Genomic DNA, 17,955 nt, shown 5'->3' with positions numbered 1-17,955 from the left:
GCCAGATCGACGCAGGCGCCCGGTGCGTCATGCCTGGCGAAGAACCTCGAGCCAGAGCCTTGCGCCAGGTTTATCAAGGCCTGCGGGCAAAACCGGCACAGCGCTTGCTCAAGCACTTGCACGGCGTTTGCGTCGATACCTTCCAGGTGCGGCAAACGATGACAACAACAAAGAGCCGGGAGTGTTAAATGTCTGCACCCAAAAGCCACCTGCTGTCCCAGGTGATCGAATCGGAATGTGTCTTCAACGGTGACTGGGTGCCTGCCTCGGGCCCGCTGCAATCGATCATCGAGCCGGCCACCGGTGAGCGGTTGATGCGCTGTGCCATGGCCGACACCGCCGACATTGCCAAGGCCAGTCGCGAGGCTGCCCTGGCGCAGCCGGCGTGGGCGGCGCTGGGCCCGCGGCAACGGGCGGCGATCTTCCGCAAGGCCGCCGACGTGGCCGAGCAGTCCTTCGACGAGCTGGCGTTGTACGTGGCCCGGGAGACTGGTGCCGCGCTATTCAAGGGCCAGCACGAAATGCGCGAAGCCATCGTGCTGTTGCATCAGGCCGCCGGTCTGCTGTCCCAGGCCCATGGGGTGGTCCTGCCCAGCGAGGCAGGGCGCCTGTCCTATGCGCGGCGCCAGCCCCATGGCGTGGTCGGGGTGATTTCCCCCTTCAATTTTCCCCTGGTGCTGTCCATGCGCTCCGTCGCGCCGGCCCTGGCGGCGGGCAACGCAGTGGTGCTCAAGCCGGATCCGCAGACTCCGGTGAGTGGCGGTTTTCTTATTGCCCGGTTGTTCGAAGTGGCAGGCCTGCCCAAGGGCTTGCTGCAAGTGCTGCCCGGCGCGGCGGATGCCGGGGAGGCGCTGTGCCGCGATCCTAATGTGCGCATGATCGCCTTCACCGGCTCCACCGGCGCCGGTCGCAAGGTCGCTGAGGTGGCCGGGCGCAACCTGAAGAAGGTCGCCCTGGAGTTGGGCGGCAAGAACCCACTGATCATTCTCGAAGACGCCGATCTCGACCTCGCGGCCCGGAACGCGGCCTGGGGCGCCTGGCTGCACCAAGGGCAGATCTGCATGGCCACCGGGTTGATTCTCGCCCATGAGTCCATCGCCGCCGAGCTGACCCGCAAACTGGTGGAAAAGGCTCAGGCCATGACCCTCGGCAATGCCGCTCGGGAAGAAGCCGCCATGGGGCCACTGATCAATCAGCGGCAGTTGCAACGGGTGCACGACATTGTCAGCGACACCGTGCTCGCCGGGGCCCGACTGGAGGCCGGCGGCGATCACGATCGGCTGTTCTACCAGGCCACAGTGCTCAGCGGCGTGAAGCCGGGCATGCGCGCCTTCGACGAGGAGGTCTTCGGGCCCGTGGCAACAGTGGTCAGCTTCGCCACCGATGACGAAGCCATCGAATTGGCCAATCGCACCGAATACGGTTTGGCGGCGGCGATCATTTCCCCGTCCGTGGGCCGGGCCATGGCCATCGGTGAGCGGTTGCAGTGCGGCATGTTGCACATCAATGACCAGACCGTCGCCGATGAGTGCGTCAACCCGTTCGGCGGGCGCGGCGCCTCGGGCAATGGCGGCAGCGTCGGCGGCCCGGCGGACTGGGACGAATACACCCAGTGGCAGTGGGTGACGGTCAAGGATACGGCGCCGATCTACCCGTTCTGACAGGTCGCTCTTTAGTGGGCCCGATGAGCTGAGGGCCCTGCGAGTACACAAAAATAATAAGAGGACTCAACATGAAACTCGACAACAAGATTGTGCTGGTGACCGGTGTCTCGTCGGGTATCGGTGCGGCCACGGCGAGCCTGCTGCGTGCTCACGGCGCCCAGGTGATCGGCGTGGACCTCAAGGCGCCGCACATGACCCTGGATGGTTTTGTGCAGGGCGACTTGAGCAGCGCCGAGAACATCGAACGGTTGCTGCCACAGCTGCCCGCACGGCTCGACAGCCTGTGCAACATTGCCGGCGTGCCGGGCACTGCCAACCCGCGGCTGCTGGCGCGGGTCAACTACCTTGGGCTGCGGCACTTGAGCCGTGCGCTGCTGCCGCGCATCAGCGCGGGTGGCAGCATCGTCAACATCGCCTCGATCCTCGGTGCCGAGTGGCCGTTACGCCTGGAACAGCACAAGGCGCTGGCGCGCATCGAAGACTTTGCCGCCGCGCAAGCCTGGCTGGCCGATCACCCGGTGCCGGACCAGACCTGCTACCAGTACTTCAAGGAAGCCTTGATCGTCTGGAACTACCTGCAGGCCCAACCCTGGTTCCTCGAGCATTCGGTGCGCATGAACAGTGTCGCACCGGGCCCGGTTTTCACGCCCATCCTCGATGACTTCGTGAGCATGCTCGGCGAGGCCCGGACCCAGGCCGATGCCCATCGCATGAAACGTCCCGCTTATGCCGATGAGGTGGCGGCGGTGATCGCTTTCCTGTGTGCCGACGAGTCGCGCTGGATCAACGGCGTCAACCTGCCGGTCGATGGTGGATTGGCCTCCACCTACATCTGAATGCGCACCCGCGCAAAGCGGCGTGAGCCGTGACCTGAGCGTGTTGGCTGGCAAAGCCATGCCCAAAAATAACAATAATGAGAAGCGTCCATGGATAACCTCAAAGATAGCTTTCGTTTCAAGCATTGCGCCCTGTTCCTGGCGTTGTGCAGTACCGGCGTGATGGTCGATCGGGTCGAGGCCATGCAAATGGACTTGGGTGACTCCGATTGGAAACTGCGCTGGGACAACACCATCAAATACAGCCAGGCCTGGCGCCTGCACGGGCAGGACAGCCGCTTGGTCAACGCCCCAACCGCCAACGGCCTGTACCCCTCAATCCAGAGCCAGGGCGATAAGAACTTCAGCAGCGGCCTGGTCTCCAATCGCCTGGACCTGTTCTCCGAGATGGACCTGAGCCGGCAAAACTACGGGCTGCGCGTGAGCGGCGCGGCCTGGTACGACGATATCTACAACCAGGACACCGACAGCAGCGAGCAACCGCATTTTCTCAGCGAAACCCGCAAGCTCCACGGTCGTGACGCGGAAATTCTCGATGCCTTCGTGTTCTTGCGCGGTGACCTCGGTGAAGACTCCCAGGGCGTGGCGCGCCTGGGCCGACACAGCCTGATCTATGGGGAAAGCCTGTTCTACGGCGGCAACGGCATTGCCAATGCCCAAGGCCCGACCGACGTCGTCAAGTTGCTCAGCGTGCCGGGGACTCAGTTCAAGGAGATCCTGCGTCCGGTCAATCAAATCTCCGGGCAGTTGCAGATCAACCCGCAGTTGTCGGTGGGGGCTTACTATCAGTTCGAGTGGGAACGTTCCAATCTGCCCGGTGCCGGCAGTTACCTGAGCGATGCCGATGCCATCGGTTACGGCAGTGGTCCGTTGCGCGAAGTGTTCGGCAACGACACGGTCAATGGCGGCGATCTGAAGCCGCGCAATTCGGGGCAGGGCGGCATGCAGATCCGCTTCAAACCCAGCGGCACCGAGCTGGAGCTGGGTTTCTACGCGGCCCAGTACCACGACAAGGCGCCGATCGGGTTGTACGCGTATCTCGACGGTCCGGCGGCAGCGGCCACGGGGTTGCCGATCCTGGGTTCCTATCGGCAGGTCTACGCCGAAGACATCAAGACCGCCGGCGTCAGTTTCTCCACCGCTTACGGCCCGTTCAACTTCGCCGGTGAAACGTCGGTGCGCTGGAACGCACCGCTGGTGAGCAACCTGCAAGTGGTGACCCCCGGCATGGAGGCCGATGGTGGCGACAGTGAGTTGTTCGCCAGGGGCAAGACCGCCCACGCCAACCTGTCGGCGATTTACCTGTTATCGCCCACCGCGTTCTGGGACGGCGGCTCGGCCCTGGCCGAACTGGCCTGGAACCGCACCCTGAGCGTGACCAAGAACGCTGCCGCGCTGGATTCCAACACCACCCGCGATGCCACGGCGCTGCGGGTATTGATCGAGCCGGCGTACTTCCAGATCGTCGACGGAATCGACCTGACCGTGCCGATCGGCATGGGGGTGGTGCTCGATGGGCGTTCATCGGCGGTCAATAAATCCGGCTTCGGCAACACTCATTCCGGTGACTGGAGTGTCGGGCTCAAAGCCACCTATCTGCAACGCTGGGACGTCGGCCTCAACTACGTGAACTTCTTCGGCGCACCGAAAGCCGGCCTGCGCGAAGACGGCAATTTCAGTTACGGACAGTCGTTGGCCGACCGCGACTTCGTCTCGCTCTACGTGAAAACCTCATTCTAATAAGGTGGATTCGCCATGCAGAACACAGCATTCCTGAACACGTGCGTCCTGACCCTGGCCCTCGCCAGCATGGGGCTGGCGCAAGCGGCGGTGTCGCCTGAACAGGCCGCACGCTTGAAAACCGATTTGACCCCCCTGGGCGGCGAGCGTGCCGGCAATGCCGATGGCAGCATCCCGGCTTGGCAGGGCGGTTATACCCAGGTTGCGCCCGGCTACAAACCGGGAGACAAGCGCCCCGACCCATTCGCCAGCGAGAAACCGCTGTATTCGATCAAAGCCGCGAACATGGAACAGTACGCCAGCGAATTGGCCGAAGGCACCAAGCTGCTGCTCAAGAAATATCCGGACTATCGCCTGGACGTATACCCGACCCATCGCTCGGCCGCCGCGCCGCAATGGGTGTATGACAACACCAGTAAGAATGCCACCCGCGCCACGCTGGACGTGGACAGTGAGAAGGTCTCCAACGCCTACGGCGGCATCCCGTTCCCGATTCCGGAAAACGGTGCGCAAGTGCTGTGGAATTATCGGTTGTCGTGGCAGGGCGGCGACACCATCAGCTCGCCTTTCGATACCTGGCTGATGACCGCCGGCGGCAAGAAAGTCCAGGCGACCCGGGCGCAATATACCTATCAGTTTCCTTACTACGTCGAAGGCGGCAGCCTGGAAAACTATTCGGGCAAGTACCTGCTGGGCAAGCTGTTTACTGAATTGCCATCGTCCAAGGCCGGCGAAGGCCTGATGACCCATTGGGACCTGGACCCGGCCAATCGGGCGGCCTGGCAGTATCTGGTCGGCCAGCGCCGGGTTCGCCGGGCGCCGAACATTGCCTATGACACGCCGGACTTCGTGACCTCCGGCGTCGGCCTGTTCGACGAGGCGTTCATGCTGTTCGGGCCGACCGATCGCTATGACCTCAAGCTGGTGGGCAAGAAAGAACTGATCGTTGGCTACAACAATAACCGCGCCGCGCTGGCCAAGAGCGACGACCTGGTCAAGGCGAACTTCCTCAATCCGGACCTGGTGCGTTGGGAGAAGCATCGGGTCTGGGTGGTCGAGGCCACGCTCAAGGCGGGCAAGCGCCATGTCGTGCCGCGTCGGACCTATTACGTCGACGAAGACTCCTGGCAAATCCTGATGGCCGACGGTTACGACGCCCAGGGCAAGCTCGGCCGGCAGATGTATTCGTTGACGCTGCTGGCATCGGACCTGCCGGCCCTCACCGCACAGGTCATGTGGGGCAGCTACAACCTCGACACCGGGGCCTACTTCCTCAACTCATCGAGCAACGACCTGGCGATTCAGTACCAGAAGGTCGCGAAGCCTTCGGCGTCCTACTTCACACCGGATGCCATGGCCAACGAAAACATGCGCTGAACCTGTGGCGGCCGTGGCGAAGAGGAGGTTCGTCGCGGTCGCTTACGATTTTCCAGGCGGAATAACGATATGAACGTTGAAAAAATCTTTGCGCGTCGCGGTCCGCTATGGGGTGTTTGCGCCCTGGTGGGGTGCCTGTTGGCGAGTGTGCCCTGGGTCGCACAGGCGACGACATTGGCGGTGCTGCAGCAACCGGCACTGCCGACGACCAAGGCCCCGCGCGCGGTATTGCTTGGGCTGGCCCGGGCCGGCGAGCGCCTGGTGGCGGTGGGCGAGCGCGGGATCGTGCTGCTCTCGGATGATGCTGGCGTGAGCTGGCGCCAGGCCAGGGTACCGGTCAGCGTCAGCCTGACGGCGGTGCAATTCGTCGATGCCGAGCAGGGCTGGGCGGTCGGTCATCTGGGGGTGGTGTTGCACACCCAGGACGGCGGGGAAACCTGGCAAAAACAACTTGACGGTGAGCGCGCCATCGCCCTGGCGGTGCAAGTCGCCGAGCGTGATGCCAATCAACCCGACGGTGCCAGCCAGTTGGCGCAGGCACGGCACATGCTCGATGACGGACCGGATAAACCGTTTCTCGACCTGTACTTCAGTGACCGCCTGCACGGCTACGTCGTGGGCGCCTACAACCAGATCTACCGTACCGATGACGGCGGGCGAAGCTGGCAACCGTGGATGCGGCATGTGGACAACCCCCAGGGCTTGAACCTGTATGGCATCCGCGCCTTGGGCAAGGATTTGCTGCTGGTGGGGGAGCGCGGTCTGCTGTTGCGTTCGACCGATGGCGGGCAGTCATTCCAGGCCTTGAAGTCTCCTTATGAAGGCAGTTTTTTCGGCCTGCTCGGCACTCGCGATGGGGCCTTGATTGTCTATGGCTTGCGCGGAAACGCCTGGTGGTCCGATGACCGTGGTGGCAGTTGGCGACGCCTCGACACGGGTATCGAATCAACGCTGGCGAGCGCCCTTGAACTGCGCGATGGCGGCCTGTTGTTGGCCAGCCAGAGTGGTGAGCTTCTCTTCAGTCATGACCAGGGCCGCAGCTTTGACAAGCGTCAGAGCCGCAGTGGCGGGACGGTCGCTGCCGTGCAGCAAGCGGTCGACGGCAGCCTGGCCAGCGTCGGTTTGACCGGCGTGGCCGCTGACCAGGATCCGCGGACCTCCGGTAAACCTTGAAACTTCACGGTGTAGCGCTATCGGGCCACGGCTCGTGCAACAGGAGTCAAACTTGAAAGACGACAGAACCCAAACCGTGATCGGCCGCCAGGAAGACTTCGACCGGGCGTCGGGCAACTTCGCCGAGCGGGCGATCTTCAACCATCGACCGCTGGTGATCCTGCTCTGCCTGCTGGTGACCTTGGTACTTGGTTGGCAAGCCACGCGCATCGGCATCAATGCCAGTTATGAGAAAACCATTCCCACCGGGCATCCCTACGTTGCCAACTTCCTCGAGAACCGCAGTGAGTTGAGCGGCCTGGGCAACTCGCTGCGCATCGCCGTGGAGGTCAAGCAGGGGAGCATTTTCACCAAGGATTACCTCGATACCCTGGCCAAGCTCAACGACGAACTCTACCTGTTGCCGGGGGTCGACCGCCCCTACATGAAATCGTTATGGACCCCGACCACACGCTGGACTGCCGTGACCGAAGAAGGGCTCGACGGCGGCACGGTGATCCCCGACGACTACGATGGCTCGACCACCAGCATCGAGCAGGTGCGGACCAATGTGGCGCGCTCCGGGGAAGTCGGTCAATTGGTCGCTGGCAACTTCAAGTCCAGTGTGATCTTCGTGCCGTTGCTGGAAATCAATCCGCAGACGGGCAAGGCGCTGGACTATGGCGAGTTTTCCCGGCAATTGGAGGCATTGCGGGACAAGTACCAGACCGATGACCTGCGGATTCACATCACCGGCTTCACCAAGATCGTCGGCGACCTGATCGAGGGGATGACCCAAGTCCTGCTGTTCTTCGTGGTGGCGGTACTGGTGACGGTACTGGTGCTGTTTGGCTACACCCGCTGCGCGCGCAGCACCCTGGTGGTGGTGACCTGTTCACTGGCGGCGGTGCTGTGGCAACTTGGGCTGCTGGCCCTGCTCGGTTATGAGCTGGATCCCTACTCGGCACTGGTGCCGTTTCTGGTGTTCGCCATTGGCATGAGCCATGGCGCGCAGAAGATGAACGGCATCATGCAGGACATTGGCCGTGGCACCCACCGGGTGGTCGCCGCGCGCTACACCTTCCGCCGACTGTTCGCCGCCGGCATCACCGCTTTGCTCTGTGACGCGGTGGGCTTCGCGGTGTTGCTGCTGATCGACATTCGAGTGATCCAGGACCTGGCGATCACCGCCAGCCTCGGGGTGGCGGTGCTGATCTTCACCAACCTGATCCTGCTGCCGATCCTGCTCAGCTATATCGGCGTCAGCCCGGCGGCGGCGCAACGCAGCCTGAGTGCGGAAACAACCGAGCAACAGGCGCAGATCAAACATCCACTGTGGCGCATGCTTGACCTGTTCACCCAACGGCGCTGGGCCATTGGCGCCATGTTGGCGGGTTTGCTGTTGGCCGCATTTGGTTTTGCCGTGAGCCTGCACCTGAAAATCGGCGATCTGGACCCCGGCGCTCCAGAGTTGCGTGCCGACTCGCGCTACAACCGCGACGCATTGTTCATGACCCAGAACTACGCGGCCAGCTCGGATATCTTCGTGGTCATGATCAAGACTCCGGAGGATCAATGCACCCGTTACGCCAGTCTGTCTGCGGTCGATGCGCTGGCTTGGCAACTGGAGCAATTGCCCGGCGTGGAGTCGACCACCTCAATGGCGGCGCTGAGCAAGATCGCCACGGCCGGTTACAACGAAGGCAACTTCAAATGGTATGAACTGATCCCCAATGATGGCGCACTGGGTGCCGTGCAGACCCGTGCTCCGCGAGAGTTGTTCAATCAGGGCTGCTCGATGCTGTCGCTGTACGTCTACCTGGCCGATCACAAGGCCGACACCTTGAACCGGGTGGTGGAGGCCAGCGAGCAATTCATTGCCGGGCACTCGATGCCGGAGGTCAAGTTCATGCTGGCGGCCGGCAGCGCGGGGATCGAGGCAGCCACCAATATCGTGGTGAAGAAGTCCATGCGCGAGATGCTGTTCTGGGTCTACGGTGCGGTCAGCCTGCTGTGTTTGCTGACCTTCCGCAGCTGGCGCGCGACCCTGTGCGCGATGCTGCCGCTGATGCTCACTTCGATCCTGTGCGAGGCGCTGATGGTGGGGTTGGGCATGGGGGTAAAAGTCGCGACATTGCCGGTCATTGCGCTGGGTGTGGGCATCGGGGTCGATTATGCGCTCTATGTGTTGAGCGTGATCCTGGCGCGAATGCGTGCCGGCGACACCTTGGCCCAGGCGTATTACCAGGCGCTGCTGTTCACCGGCAAAGTGGTGTTGCTGACGGGCATGACATTGGCTGTGGCGGTGTCGACCTGGGCTTTTTCGCCGATCAAGTTCCAGGCTGACATGGGGGTTCTGCTGGCCTTCATGTTCCTGGTGAACATGCTTGGGGCCTTGATCCTGTTGCCCGCCCTGGCCTGGTGGCTGCTGCCGCAGAGGGTCTTCGTAAAAAAGCCTGAGTCGAGTCGGCAGGCGGGGTGGGTGAGGGGCTGAGGGCGTTCTAGGATGGGGGCGCATATCCGTTACCTGATAACGGATATGCGCAGTGACTCAGGAATGCTCCACAACCGGATTCGTAGCCCTCAATCGTGGCCCCACCGAATGGCGTATCACACTGAGAACAGCCAACGTCGCAATCACCAGCCCAGGAGAAGTCGCCAGCAATACAGCAGTGGTCCCACCCCCGGCCGCCAGGATCTGCCCGGCGGCCAGAGGTCCGGCCACCGACCCCAGGCGCCCAATGGCCACCGCAGCACCAACCCCCGTCGCACGCACGGCCGTAGGGTAGGAGGGCGGTGCCAAGGCATAGAGAACCAATTGCGCGGCCATGACGAACAACCCGGCAGCAAACCCGGCGATGCCCATGGGCACGATGCCGACCGACAAACCGACCCCGGCCAGGGCGCTCAGCAGGCCGGCATAGACGAACAGCACCACCTTGATGCCATTGCAGCGGTCCAGCAACAGGCCGCCCAGCAACGAGCCAAGGGCGCCACCGATGTTGAACAGCATCTGCACGAGGCCAGCCTGGGGTTTGCTGAAGCCCTGTTCCAGCAACAACGATGGCAGCCAGTTGAGCAACATGTACATCACCGTCAGGGTGAAGAAATAGCTCAACCACAGGGCCAAGGTAGTACGGCCGCGCCCTTCACCGAACAGCGCCTGGGCAGTGGAGCCTGGCGATGAGCCGCCATCCTGCGCCTGGCGAAAGGCACTGGATTCGGGAAGCCACAGGAGCATCAGCGGCACCACCAGCAACGGCGCCAACCCACCGATGAAAAACGTCATCTGCCAGTGCTCGCCAAACAGCATGGCGACCACGGCGGCCAATGCACCGCCCAACGGCACCCCCGCATACATCACGCTGATGGCCGTACCCCGGCGCTGCTCACCCACGGCTTCGGCACACAGGGCAATGAGGTTGGGCAGGGCGGCGCCCAGGCCCAGGCCGGTCATGAAGCGCACCAGCAACAGGCTGGAGAAGTGTTCGACATAAGCGGTGCTGAGGGAAAACACGCCGAAGAGCATGACAGCGGCGATGAGGATTTTCTTGCGGCCGATGCGATCAGCGATCCAACCACCGAAGAAGGCGCCTGGCAGCAACCCGATGATCCCGGCGCTGAACACCCAGCCCATCATTTTCGGGTCAAGGGCAAACGTCTGTCGTAGTCCTGCGGCGGCGGTACCGGCTGACTGCAGGTCGAAACCCTCGATCAACGCAACAATGAAACACAAGGCAATGGTCAGCGTCGCACGACGCGCCGGACGGTCCATGGCAAATCCTCTTATTGTTTTTGTGAGGGGACACCGCTCGGAGGAAAACCGGCGGGTGCGTTTAAGATTAACAAAGCTAACTAAAAAATGAAGGGTGCCCGAAGGGCCTCCATAAGTGGCCAGTTCAGTATGAAAATCAGAGGCTTGGCAAGAATTCACGGATGAATTGGTGAATTAGTTAATTATATTAATGTTCGATTATCGGACACTAGCGATTGACGAAGCGCCCGTGCGGTTTCCATTCTTTGTCCGCAAGGCCCCCCTCGCCAAGGTTGGGCCGATCAAAACAACAACAATAAATGGACACCGAACATGCCAAACCTTGCTCGGGGCACGCTGACGGCGCGCCCTGTTTCATCTCTCGTCCCTCTGCTGGTCGGTCTCGGGCTGAGCCTCGGTTCTCCCGCATCGTGGGCGGAAGGTTTCATCGACGACAGCCACGGTACGCTGACCCTGCGCAACTACTACATGGACCGCGACTACAAGGACGACGGCGCCAAGACCGCAGCCCGGGAATGGGCTCAGGGTGTGTTCATGAACATGGAGTCGGGGTTCACCCCGGGTACGGTCGGATTCGGCCTGGATGTCAGGGGGTTGCTGGGCATCAAGCTTGACTCGTCGCCGGATCGCAGCGGCACTGAACTGTTGCCGGTGTCCAGCAGCGACAAGCGCGCGGCGGATGAATATTCACGCTTGGGTGTGACCGGCAAATTGCGTTTCGCTCAAACCACGGTGAAGACCGGCGATGTATCGATCTTCCTGCCGTTTGCCTTTGCCAGCCCGTCGCGGCTGCTGCCGCAGACCTTTCGCGGAACGACGCTCAGTTCCAAGGATCTCGACGGTTTGACGTTGAACACCGGGTATATCGATCGCATCGCTCGCCGCGATTCCACCGATTACCAGCCGATGAGCATCGCCTCGCCCAACCGCCGGTTCAACGGCGCGGCGACCTCTTCCCATATGGCGTATGTGGGCGGTGACTACCAGGTCAACAAAGACCTCAGCCTGCGGGCTTACCACGCCGAAGTGGCGGATCTGTACCAGCAGAACACTCTGGCGTTGTTGCATAACCTGCCCCTGGGCGATGGCGTCCTGACCACCGACCTGCGCAGTTTTTTCAGTGACGACGACGGTGCGGCCAAGGCCGGAAAGGTGGACAACCGCAATGTCTCGGCGCTGGTCGGCTATCGCCTGGGCGGGCATCGCGTGAGCCTGGGCTACATGCACGCCAGTGGCGATACGGCCACGCCTTATGTGTCCGGCACCGAGTTGATGGGCTTGAGTGAAATGACCATGAGCTCGGACTTCCTCAATGCCAAGGAGCGCACCTGGCAGGCGATACATGACTACGATTTCGCCGCCGTGGGTGTGCCGGGCCTGAGGACTCGACTGCGTTATGTGCGTGGCGATCACATCGAGCTGGCGGCCCTCAATGCCGAGGATCGCAAGGAACGTGAGTTCCAGATGGAGTTGGGGTATGTGATCCAGGGCGGCCCATTGAAGAACGTCGGGTTGCTGGCGCGCAAATCGATCTATCGCAACAACTTCCCGGGTACGGCGGCGTTTCGCGACGAGAACCAGACCCGGTTCCTGGTGACGTACAGCGTGCCGATCTGGTGATGCCTTGACGAGCCATGCAGTACTTTTGTGGCGAGAGAGCTTGCTCCCGCTGGGTTCTGTAGGAGCTGACGAAGCCTGCGATCTTTTGATCTTTCGCTTGAAACTCAAGTGTCGGGGGAAAGATCGCAGCCTCGTTGCACTCGACAGCTCCTACATGGCTTCTACACAGCTTCTACGGATGCAGTCCGGCGCGAGCAAGCTCCCTCGCCACAGGGGAGCGGTGTTCTTTGGTGTTCTTTATTGGTAAACCTTCTTCAACAACCGCAGCAACTCTTCGCGCTCAGTCCCCGAGAGGGCTGCGGTGGAATCAAGGTCGCTCTGGGCGGCGATTTGCTTGAGCTCCTTGAGCAGGGTTTCGCCGGTCTTGCTCAGGAAGATCCCATAGGAGCGCTTGTCCGGCTTGCAGCGCACGCGCACCGCCAGGGCCCGGCTTTCCAGCTTATTGAGCAGCGGCACCACTTGCGGCGGTTCGATCGCCAGGGCCTTGGCCAGGTCGGCCTGCATCAGGCCGGGATTCTGGTCGATGATTGCCAGGGCCGAGAACTGGGCGGGCCGCAGATCGTGGACGGCGAGCCGGCCAATCAGGTTCTGGAACAGTTTCAGCTGGGCGCGGCGCAGGGCGTAACCGATCAGGTCGTCCAACGCGGAGTCCAGCGGCACCTGTGCGTCGGTACCGGCGACCAGGGGCTCGGCGGGTTCGGCAAGCTTGGAAGACTTGGCCATCGAAGTGAGTGTCCTCAAGGTAAGTGGTTAACAAGGCTATCCAGTTTGCCGGGGTTGCGGCGCCCTGGCTACGGGCTTGTGCATATTCGAATTTTTTAACCTTCGATCTCGCCTCTGAAAAATACAGATAAACCGATTAATAGTTAATTGACATAACTAAATTTCCAGTTTAGTTTTTGATCATCTTCAGCCAAGAACAAGAGAGCACGCATCATGAGCAATTACGAAGGTCGCTGGAAAACCGTCAAGGTCGATATCGAGGAGGGCATCGCTTGGGTCACCCTCAATCGCCCGGAAAAACGCAACGCCATGAGCCCGACCCTCAACCGCGAGATGATCGACGTGCTCGAGACCCTGGAGCAGGATCCGGCCGCAGGGGTGCTGGTGCTGACCGGGGCCGGTGATGCCTGGACCGCGGGCATGGACCTCAAGGAATACTTTCGCGAAGTGGATGCCGGGCCGGAAATCCTCCAGGAAAAAATCCGTCGCGAAGCCTCGCAATGGCAGTGGAAATTACTGCGCATGTACGCCAAACCAACTATCGCCATGGTCAATGGCTGGTGTTTCGGTGGCGGTTTCAGCCCGCTGGTGGCGTGCGACCTGGCGATCTGTGCCGACGAAGCGACCTTCGGTCTCTCGGAAATCAACTGGGGCATCCCGCCGGGCAACCTCGTCAGCAAGGCCATGGCCGACACCGTGGGCCATCGCCAGTCGCTGTACTACATCATGACCGGCAAGACCTTCGGTGGGCAAAAAGCCGCCGAAATGGGCCTGGTCAATGAGAGCGTGCCCTTGGCGCAGCTGCGTGAAGTCACCGTGGAACTGGCCCGCAACCTGTTGGAAAAGAACCCGGTGGTACTGCGGGCGGCCAAGCATGGCTTCAAGCGCTGCCGCGAACTGACCTGGGAGCAGAACGAAGATTACCTGTACGCCAAGCTCGACCAGTCGCGCCTGCTCGATACCGAGGGTGGCCGCGAGCAGGGGATGAAGCAGTTCCTGGACGACAAGAGTATCAAGCCGGGCCTGCAGACCTACAAGCGCTGAGACTACTGCGCGGCGGGCGCCATCGTGCGCCCGCGGGCTGTTCGCCCAAGGCCCTCGGCGCTACTGTGAACGTGTTCCCGATAAAGACAATAAAGAGGAATCACCATGCTGGACGTGCCCCTGTTGATTGGCGGCCAGTCGTGCCCGGCCCGCGATGGCCGGACCTTCGAGCGCTGCAACCCGGTGACCGGTGAGGTGGTGTCTCGCGTGGCCGCCGCCACCCTGGAAGATGCCGATGCCGCCGTGGCCGCGGCCCAAGCGGCGTTCCCCGCCTGGGCCGCGCTGGCACCCAACGAACGCCGCACGCGTCTGTTGCGGGCAGCCGAGCAATTGCAGGCCCGAAGTGGCGAGTTTATCGCTGCGGCCGGCGAGACTGGCGCCATGGCCAACTGGTACGGTTTCAATGTGCACCTGGCGGCTAACATGCTGCGCGAAGCCGCGTCCATGACCACCCAGATCAACGGCGAAATCATTCCTTCCGACGTGCCAGGCAGTTTCGCCATGGCCCTGCGTCAGCCCTGTGGTGTGGTGCTGGGCATCGCGCCCTGGAACGCCCCGGTGATTCTCGCCACTCGCGCCATCGCCATGCCCCTGGCCTGCGGTAACACCGTGGTGCTCAAGGCTTCCGAGATAAGCCCGGCGGTGCACCGGTTGATCGGCCAGGTGTTGCAGGACGCCGGGCTGGGTGACGGTGTGGTCAACGTGATCTGTAACGCACCGGCGGATGCGCCGGCCATTGTCGAACGGTTGATCGCCAACCCGGCGGTGCGCCGGGTCAATTTCACCGGTTCGACCCACGTCGGACGCATTGTCGGCGAACTGTCGGCGCGCCATCTCAAACCAGCGTTGCTGGAACTGGGCGGCAAGGCGCCGTTGCTGGTGCTGGATGACGCCGACCTGGACGCCGCCGTGCAAGCGGCCGCCTTCGGGGCCTACTTCAACCAGGGCCAGATCTGCATGTCCACCGAGCGGCTGATCGTCGATGCCCGCGTGGCCGATGAGTTCATCGCCAAGCTGACCGCCAAGATCGCCACCTTGCGTGCCGGTGATCCGGCGGCCGGCGATTCGGTGCTGGGCTCGTTGGTCGATGCCAGTGCCGGCCAGCGCATCAAGGGACTGATCGACGATGCCTTGGCCAAAGGCGCAACGCTGGTCACCGGTGGCCAGTTGGAAGGCAGCATCCTGCAGCCGACCTTGCTCGACGGTGTCACTGCGCAGATGCGCCTGTACCGCGAAGAGTCCTTCGGGCCAGTGGCGGTGCTGTTGCGCGGTGAGGGTGATGAAGCGCTGTTGCGCCTGGCCAACGATTCCGAGTTCGGCCTGTCGGCAGCCATCTTCAGCCGCGACACCACCCGCGCGTTGGCTTTGGCCCAGCGGGTCGAGTCGGGCATTTGCCATATCAACGGGCCGACCGTGCACGACGAAGCGCAGATGCCCTTCGGTGGGGTCAAGTCCAGTGGTTACGGCAGCTTCGGCGGCAAGGCGTCCATCGAGCATTTCACCCAGTTGCGCTGGGTGACCTTGCAGAACGGTCCCCGGCATTACCCGATCTGAAACCCATCGCATCTCGGGCGGCCGGGCCTCGAAAGCCGCCGCCCGGATGCAGGCCAGAATAACAATGACAAGGCCGCAGCCCCGCGCTGCCACGCTCCGCTCGCATTGCGACCCGAGCGTGCCTTGGTGGAGGAAATGTACGTGAGTTCCGAGTCCAGATCGTCCTCCCGACCCGAGGCCGGGCGTTATCGCCAGGTGTCGATTGGTCATCCTGCCGTCGAAGTCCGGGAAGAGCGCGGCATTTTGCATATGCGCTCCCTGGAACCCCTGGCCCCGCTGCCGGCGCGTTTGCTCGAGCGCCTGGTGCACTGGGCCGAGGTGCGCCCGCAGCAGACGTTCATCGCGGCCCGTGAAGCGGGCGGTGACTGGCGTCGGGTCAGCTATGCGCAGATGCTCGACAGTGTCCGGGCCATCGCCCAAAGCCTGCTCAGCTATGGTTTGTCAGCGGAAAAACCCTTGGCGCTGCTCTCCGGCAACGACATCGAACACCTGCAAATGGCCCTCGGCGCGATGTATGCCGGCATTCCCTATTGCCCGGTGTCGCCGGCTTATTCATTGCTGTCCCAGGATTTCGCCAAGCTGCGCCATGTCTGCGACCTGTTGCAGCCGGGGTTGGTGTTTGTCAGCGAAGCCGCCCCGTTCGAACGAGCGATCAATGCCGTATTGCCGGCGAACGTTCCCTTGGTCACGGTGCGCGGCGAGATGGCGGGCCGCTCCAGGACAAGCTTCGCCAGCCTGTTGGTCCAACCCGGCGGCGCGGAGGCCGAGCAGGCGTTCGCCGCCACCGGCCCGGACAGCATCGCCAAGTTCCTGTTTACCTCGGGCTCCACCAAGCTGCCCAAGGCCGTGATCACCACCCAGCGTATGCTGTGCGCCAATCAGCAGATGTTGCTGCAAACCTTTCCGGTGTTCGGCGAGGCGCCGCCGGTGCTGGTGGACTGGCTGCCGTGGAACCATACGTTCGGCGGCAGCCACAACGTCGGCATCGTGCTGTACAACGGCGGCACGTTCTACCTGGACGATGGCAAACCCACCGCCCAGGGCTTCGCCGAGACCCTGCGCAATCTCAAGGAAATTTCGCCCACCGCCTACCTGACCGTGCCCAAGGGCTGGGAAGAATTGGTCAGCGCCTTGGAGCAGGACGGTGAGTTGCGCGAGCGTTTCTTCAAACGCATCAGCCTGTTCTTCTTTGCCGCGGCGGGCTTGTCCCAAAGTACCTGGGACCGGCTCGACAAGGTCGCCGAGCAGCATTGTGGCGAACGTATCCGCATGATGGCGGGCCTGGGCATGACCGAAGCGTCGCCGTCCTGCACCTTCACCACCGGGCCCTTGTCCATGGCCGGTTACATCGGTCTTCCGGCGCCCGGCTGCGAGGTCCGGCTGGTGCCGGTGGACGGCAAGCTCGAAGGACGTTTTCGCGGGCCGCACATCATGCCTGGCTACTGGCGTTCGCCGCAGCAGACCGCCGAAGTGTTCGACGAGGACGGTTTCTATTGCTCGGGGGATGCGATCAAACTGGCCGATGCCAGCAATCCGCAACTGGGGCTGATGTTCGACGGGCGGATTGCCGAGGACTTCAAATTGTCTTCCGGTGTCTTCGTCAGCGTCGGGCCGCTGCGTAACCGGGCGGTGCTGGAAGGTACACCCTACGTCCAGGACCTGGTGATCACCGCACCGGATCGCGAGTGCCTGGGTGCGCTGGTGTTTCCACGACTTGCTGAATGCCGGCGCCTGTCAGGCCTGGGCGCGGATGCCAGCGACGCCCAGGTCCTCGCCAGTCCGCCGGTACGCCAATGGTTCGCCGACTGGCTGCAACGCCTGAACCGCGAAGCCAGCGGCAACGCCAGTCGCATGGAGTGGATCGCCTTGCTCGATGAACCGGCGTCCATCGACCGTGGTGAAATCACCGACAAGGGGTCGATCAACCAACGGGCGGTGTTGCAGTGGCGGGCGGGGAAGGTGGAGGCGTTGTACCGCGGGGAGGATGCGTCGATCCTGCGGGCGGGCCCCGCCGCTTGAGGCAATCAAAAGTCCTTGTGGGAGCGAGCTTGCTCGCGATGGCGGTGGTTCAGCAGCAGAGACGTTGCCTGGCACACCGTCATCGCGAGCCAGCTCGCTCCCACATCAGGTCCGGGGGCTGGTTGCTATTGTTTAACGCCGGCCCAGCAGCAAACCCACCACCAGCCCGAACCCCGCTGAAATCGCCACGGTCTGCCAGGGGTGGCCGCCAATATAGACCTCAGTGGCATCGACCATGGGACGGGTACGCTCCCGGGCGCTGGTGACCGAGTCGCGCGCCTGTTGCAGTTTCTGGGCTATCTGGCCTCGCAGGTCTTCGGCCTCTTCTCCCACCAGCGAGGCACTGCTTTTGAGCAGCTTTTCCGATTCTTCAATCAGCGCCGTCAATTCGCTGAAGGCCTGATCCTTGATTTGCTCTCCGTTCGCTTGCACGGTGCCTTTACGGGCCATG

At 62.5% G+C, this 17,955-nt stretch carries 13 protein-coding genes; 10 read left to right on the top strand and 3 right to left on the bottom strand.

Features of this window, described 5'->3' with window-relative positions; all coding sequences use genetic code 11:
- Nucleotides 1–188: 188 nt before the first annotated feature.
- The 6 genes from BLP82_RS01880 to BLP82_RS01855 all read left to right on the top strand — a co-directional run bounded on the left by BLP82_RS01880 (nucleotide 189) and on the right by BLP82_RS01855 (nucleotide 9,263).
- Nucleotides 189–1,661 carry a benzaldehyde dehydrogenase gene (locus BLP82_RS01880; protein ID WP_092164840.1) on the top strand — a complete coding sequence of 491 codons (1,473 nt, stop codon included), beginning with the start codon at nucleotides 189–191 and terminating at the stop codon, nucleotides 1,659–1,661.
- 71 nt (nucleotides 1,662–1,732) lie between these two features.
- Nucleotides 1,733–2,500 carry a coniferyl-alcohol dehydrogenase gene (locus tag BLP82_RS01875; protein WP_060742578.1) on the top strand — a complete coding sequence of 256 codons (768 nt, stop codon included), beginning with the start codon at nucleotides 1,733–1,735 and terminating at the stop codon, nucleotides 2,498–2,500.
- Nucleotides 2,501–2,590: 90 nt separating this feature from the next.
- On the top strand, nucleotides 2,591–4,240 hold the full coding sequence (locus BLP82_RS01870) for a DUF1302 domain-containing protein (RefSeq protein WP_092164839.1): 1,650 nt from the start codon (nucleotides 2,591–2,593) through the stop codon (nucleotides 4,238–4,240).
- A 15-nt stretch (nucleotides 4,241–4,255) separates the two neighbouring features.
- Entirely contained in the window at nucleotides 4,256–5,617 is a 1,362-nt protein-coding gene (locus tag BLP82_RS01865) for a DUF1329 domain-containing protein (RefSeq protein ID WP_092164838.1), read from the top strand.
- A 69-nt stretch (nucleotides 5,618–5,686) separates the two neighbouring features.
- Nucleotides 5,687–6,790, top strand: coding sequence for a WD40/YVTN/BNR-like repeat-containing protein (locus tag BLP82_RS01860; protein ID WP_092164837.1), 1,104 nt, complete (start codon nucleotides 5,687–5,689; stop codon nucleotides 6,788–6,790).
- A gap of 52 nt (nucleotides 6,791–6,842) precedes the next feature.
- Nucleotides 6,843–9,263, top strand: a complete 2,421-nt coding sequence (locus BLP82_RS01855) for an efflux RND transporter permease subunit (protein ID WP_092164836.1) — start codon at nucleotides 6,843–6,845, stop codon at nucleotides 9,261–9,263.
- Between the two features lie 57 nt (nucleotides 9,264–9,320).
- Here the strand turns inward: BLP82_RS01855 and mhpT are convergent, their stop codons facing one another.
- Nucleotides 9,321–10,544 (bottom strand): 3-(3-hydroxy-phenyl)propionate transporter MhpT, encoded by a 1,224-nt coding sequence (gene mhpT / locus BLP82_RS01850; RefSeq protein ID WP_092164835.1) that lies wholly within the window; start codon nucleotides 10,542–10,544, stop codon nucleotides 9,321–9,323.
- Nucleotides 10,545–10,856: 312 nt separating this feature from the next.
- On the opposite strand from mhpT, the gene BLP82_RS01845 reads away from it, so the two are divergent.
- A complete protein-coding gene (locus BLP82_RS01845; RefSeq protein ID WP_092164834.1) occupies nucleotides 10,857–12,164 on the top strand; it encodes an OprD family porin in 1,308 nt (435 codons plus the stop codon).
- A 237-nt stretch (nucleotides 12,165–12,401) separates the two neighbouring features.
- Here the strand turns inward: BLP82_RS01845 and BLP82_RS01840 are convergent, their stop codons facing one another.
- Nucleotides 12,402–12,887, bottom strand: coding sequence for a MarR family winged helix-turn-helix transcriptional regulator (locus tag BLP82_RS01840; RefSeq protein ID WP_092164833.1), 486 nt, complete (start codon nucleotides 12,885–12,887; stop codon nucleotides 12,402–12,404).
- 213 nt (nucleotides 12,888–13,100) lie between these two features.
- Here BLP82_RS01840 and BLP82_RS01835 point away from each other — a divergent pair, with 213 nt between their 5' ends.
- The 3 genes from BLP82_RS01835 to BLP82_RS01825 all read left to right on the top strand — a co-directional run bounded on the left by BLP82_RS01835 (nucleotide 13,101) and on the right by BLP82_RS01825 (nucleotide 17,504).
- Nucleotides 13,101–13,931: a p-hydroxycinnamoyl CoA hydratase/lyase gene (locus BLP82_RS01835; protein ID WP_003202420.1), complete on the top strand. Its 831-nt coding sequence runs from the start codon at nucleotides 13,101–13,103 to the stop codon at nucleotides 13,929–13,931.
- Between the two features lie 105 nt (nucleotides 13,932–14,036).
- The gene (locus BLP82_RS01830; RefSeq protein ID WP_092164832.1) at nucleotides 14,037–15,485 is read left to right on the top strand and encodes an aldehyde dehydrogenase; all 1,449 of its coding nucleotides are present in this window, start codon (nucleotides 14,037–14,039) and stop codon (nucleotides 15,483–15,485) included.
- Between the two features lie 141 nt (nucleotides 15,486–15,626).
- Nucleotides 15,627–17,504 carry a feruloyl-CoA synthase gene (locus BLP82_RS01825; RefSeq protein WP_092165025.1) on the top strand — a complete coding sequence of 626 codons (1,878 nt, stop codon included), beginning with the start codon at nucleotides 15,627–15,629 and terminating at the stop codon, nucleotides 17,502–17,504.
- Nucleotides 17,505–17,636: 132 nt separating this feature from the next.
- On the opposite strand, the gene BLP82_RS01820 is transcribed toward BLP82_RS01825, so the two are convergent.
- Nucleotides 17,637–17,954 (bottom strand): ElaB/YgaM/YqjD family protein, encoded by a 318-nt coding sequence (locus tag BLP82_RS01820; RefSeq protein WP_092164831.1) that lies wholly within the window; start codon nucleotides 17,952–17,954, stop codon nucleotides 17,637–17,639.
- Between the last annotated feature and the right edge of the window lies 1 nt (nucleotide 17,955).

Origin of the sequence: Pseudomonas sp. NFACC37-1 (assembly GCF_900101575.1) — a bacterium.
In the GTDB taxonomy this organism is placed as follows: Bacteria; Pseudomonadota; Gammaproteobacteria; order Pseudomonadales; family Pseudomonadaceae; genus Aquipseudomonas; species Aquipseudomonas fluorescens_AA.
This window is presented reverse-complemented; position numbering and strand designations above follow the sequence as displayed.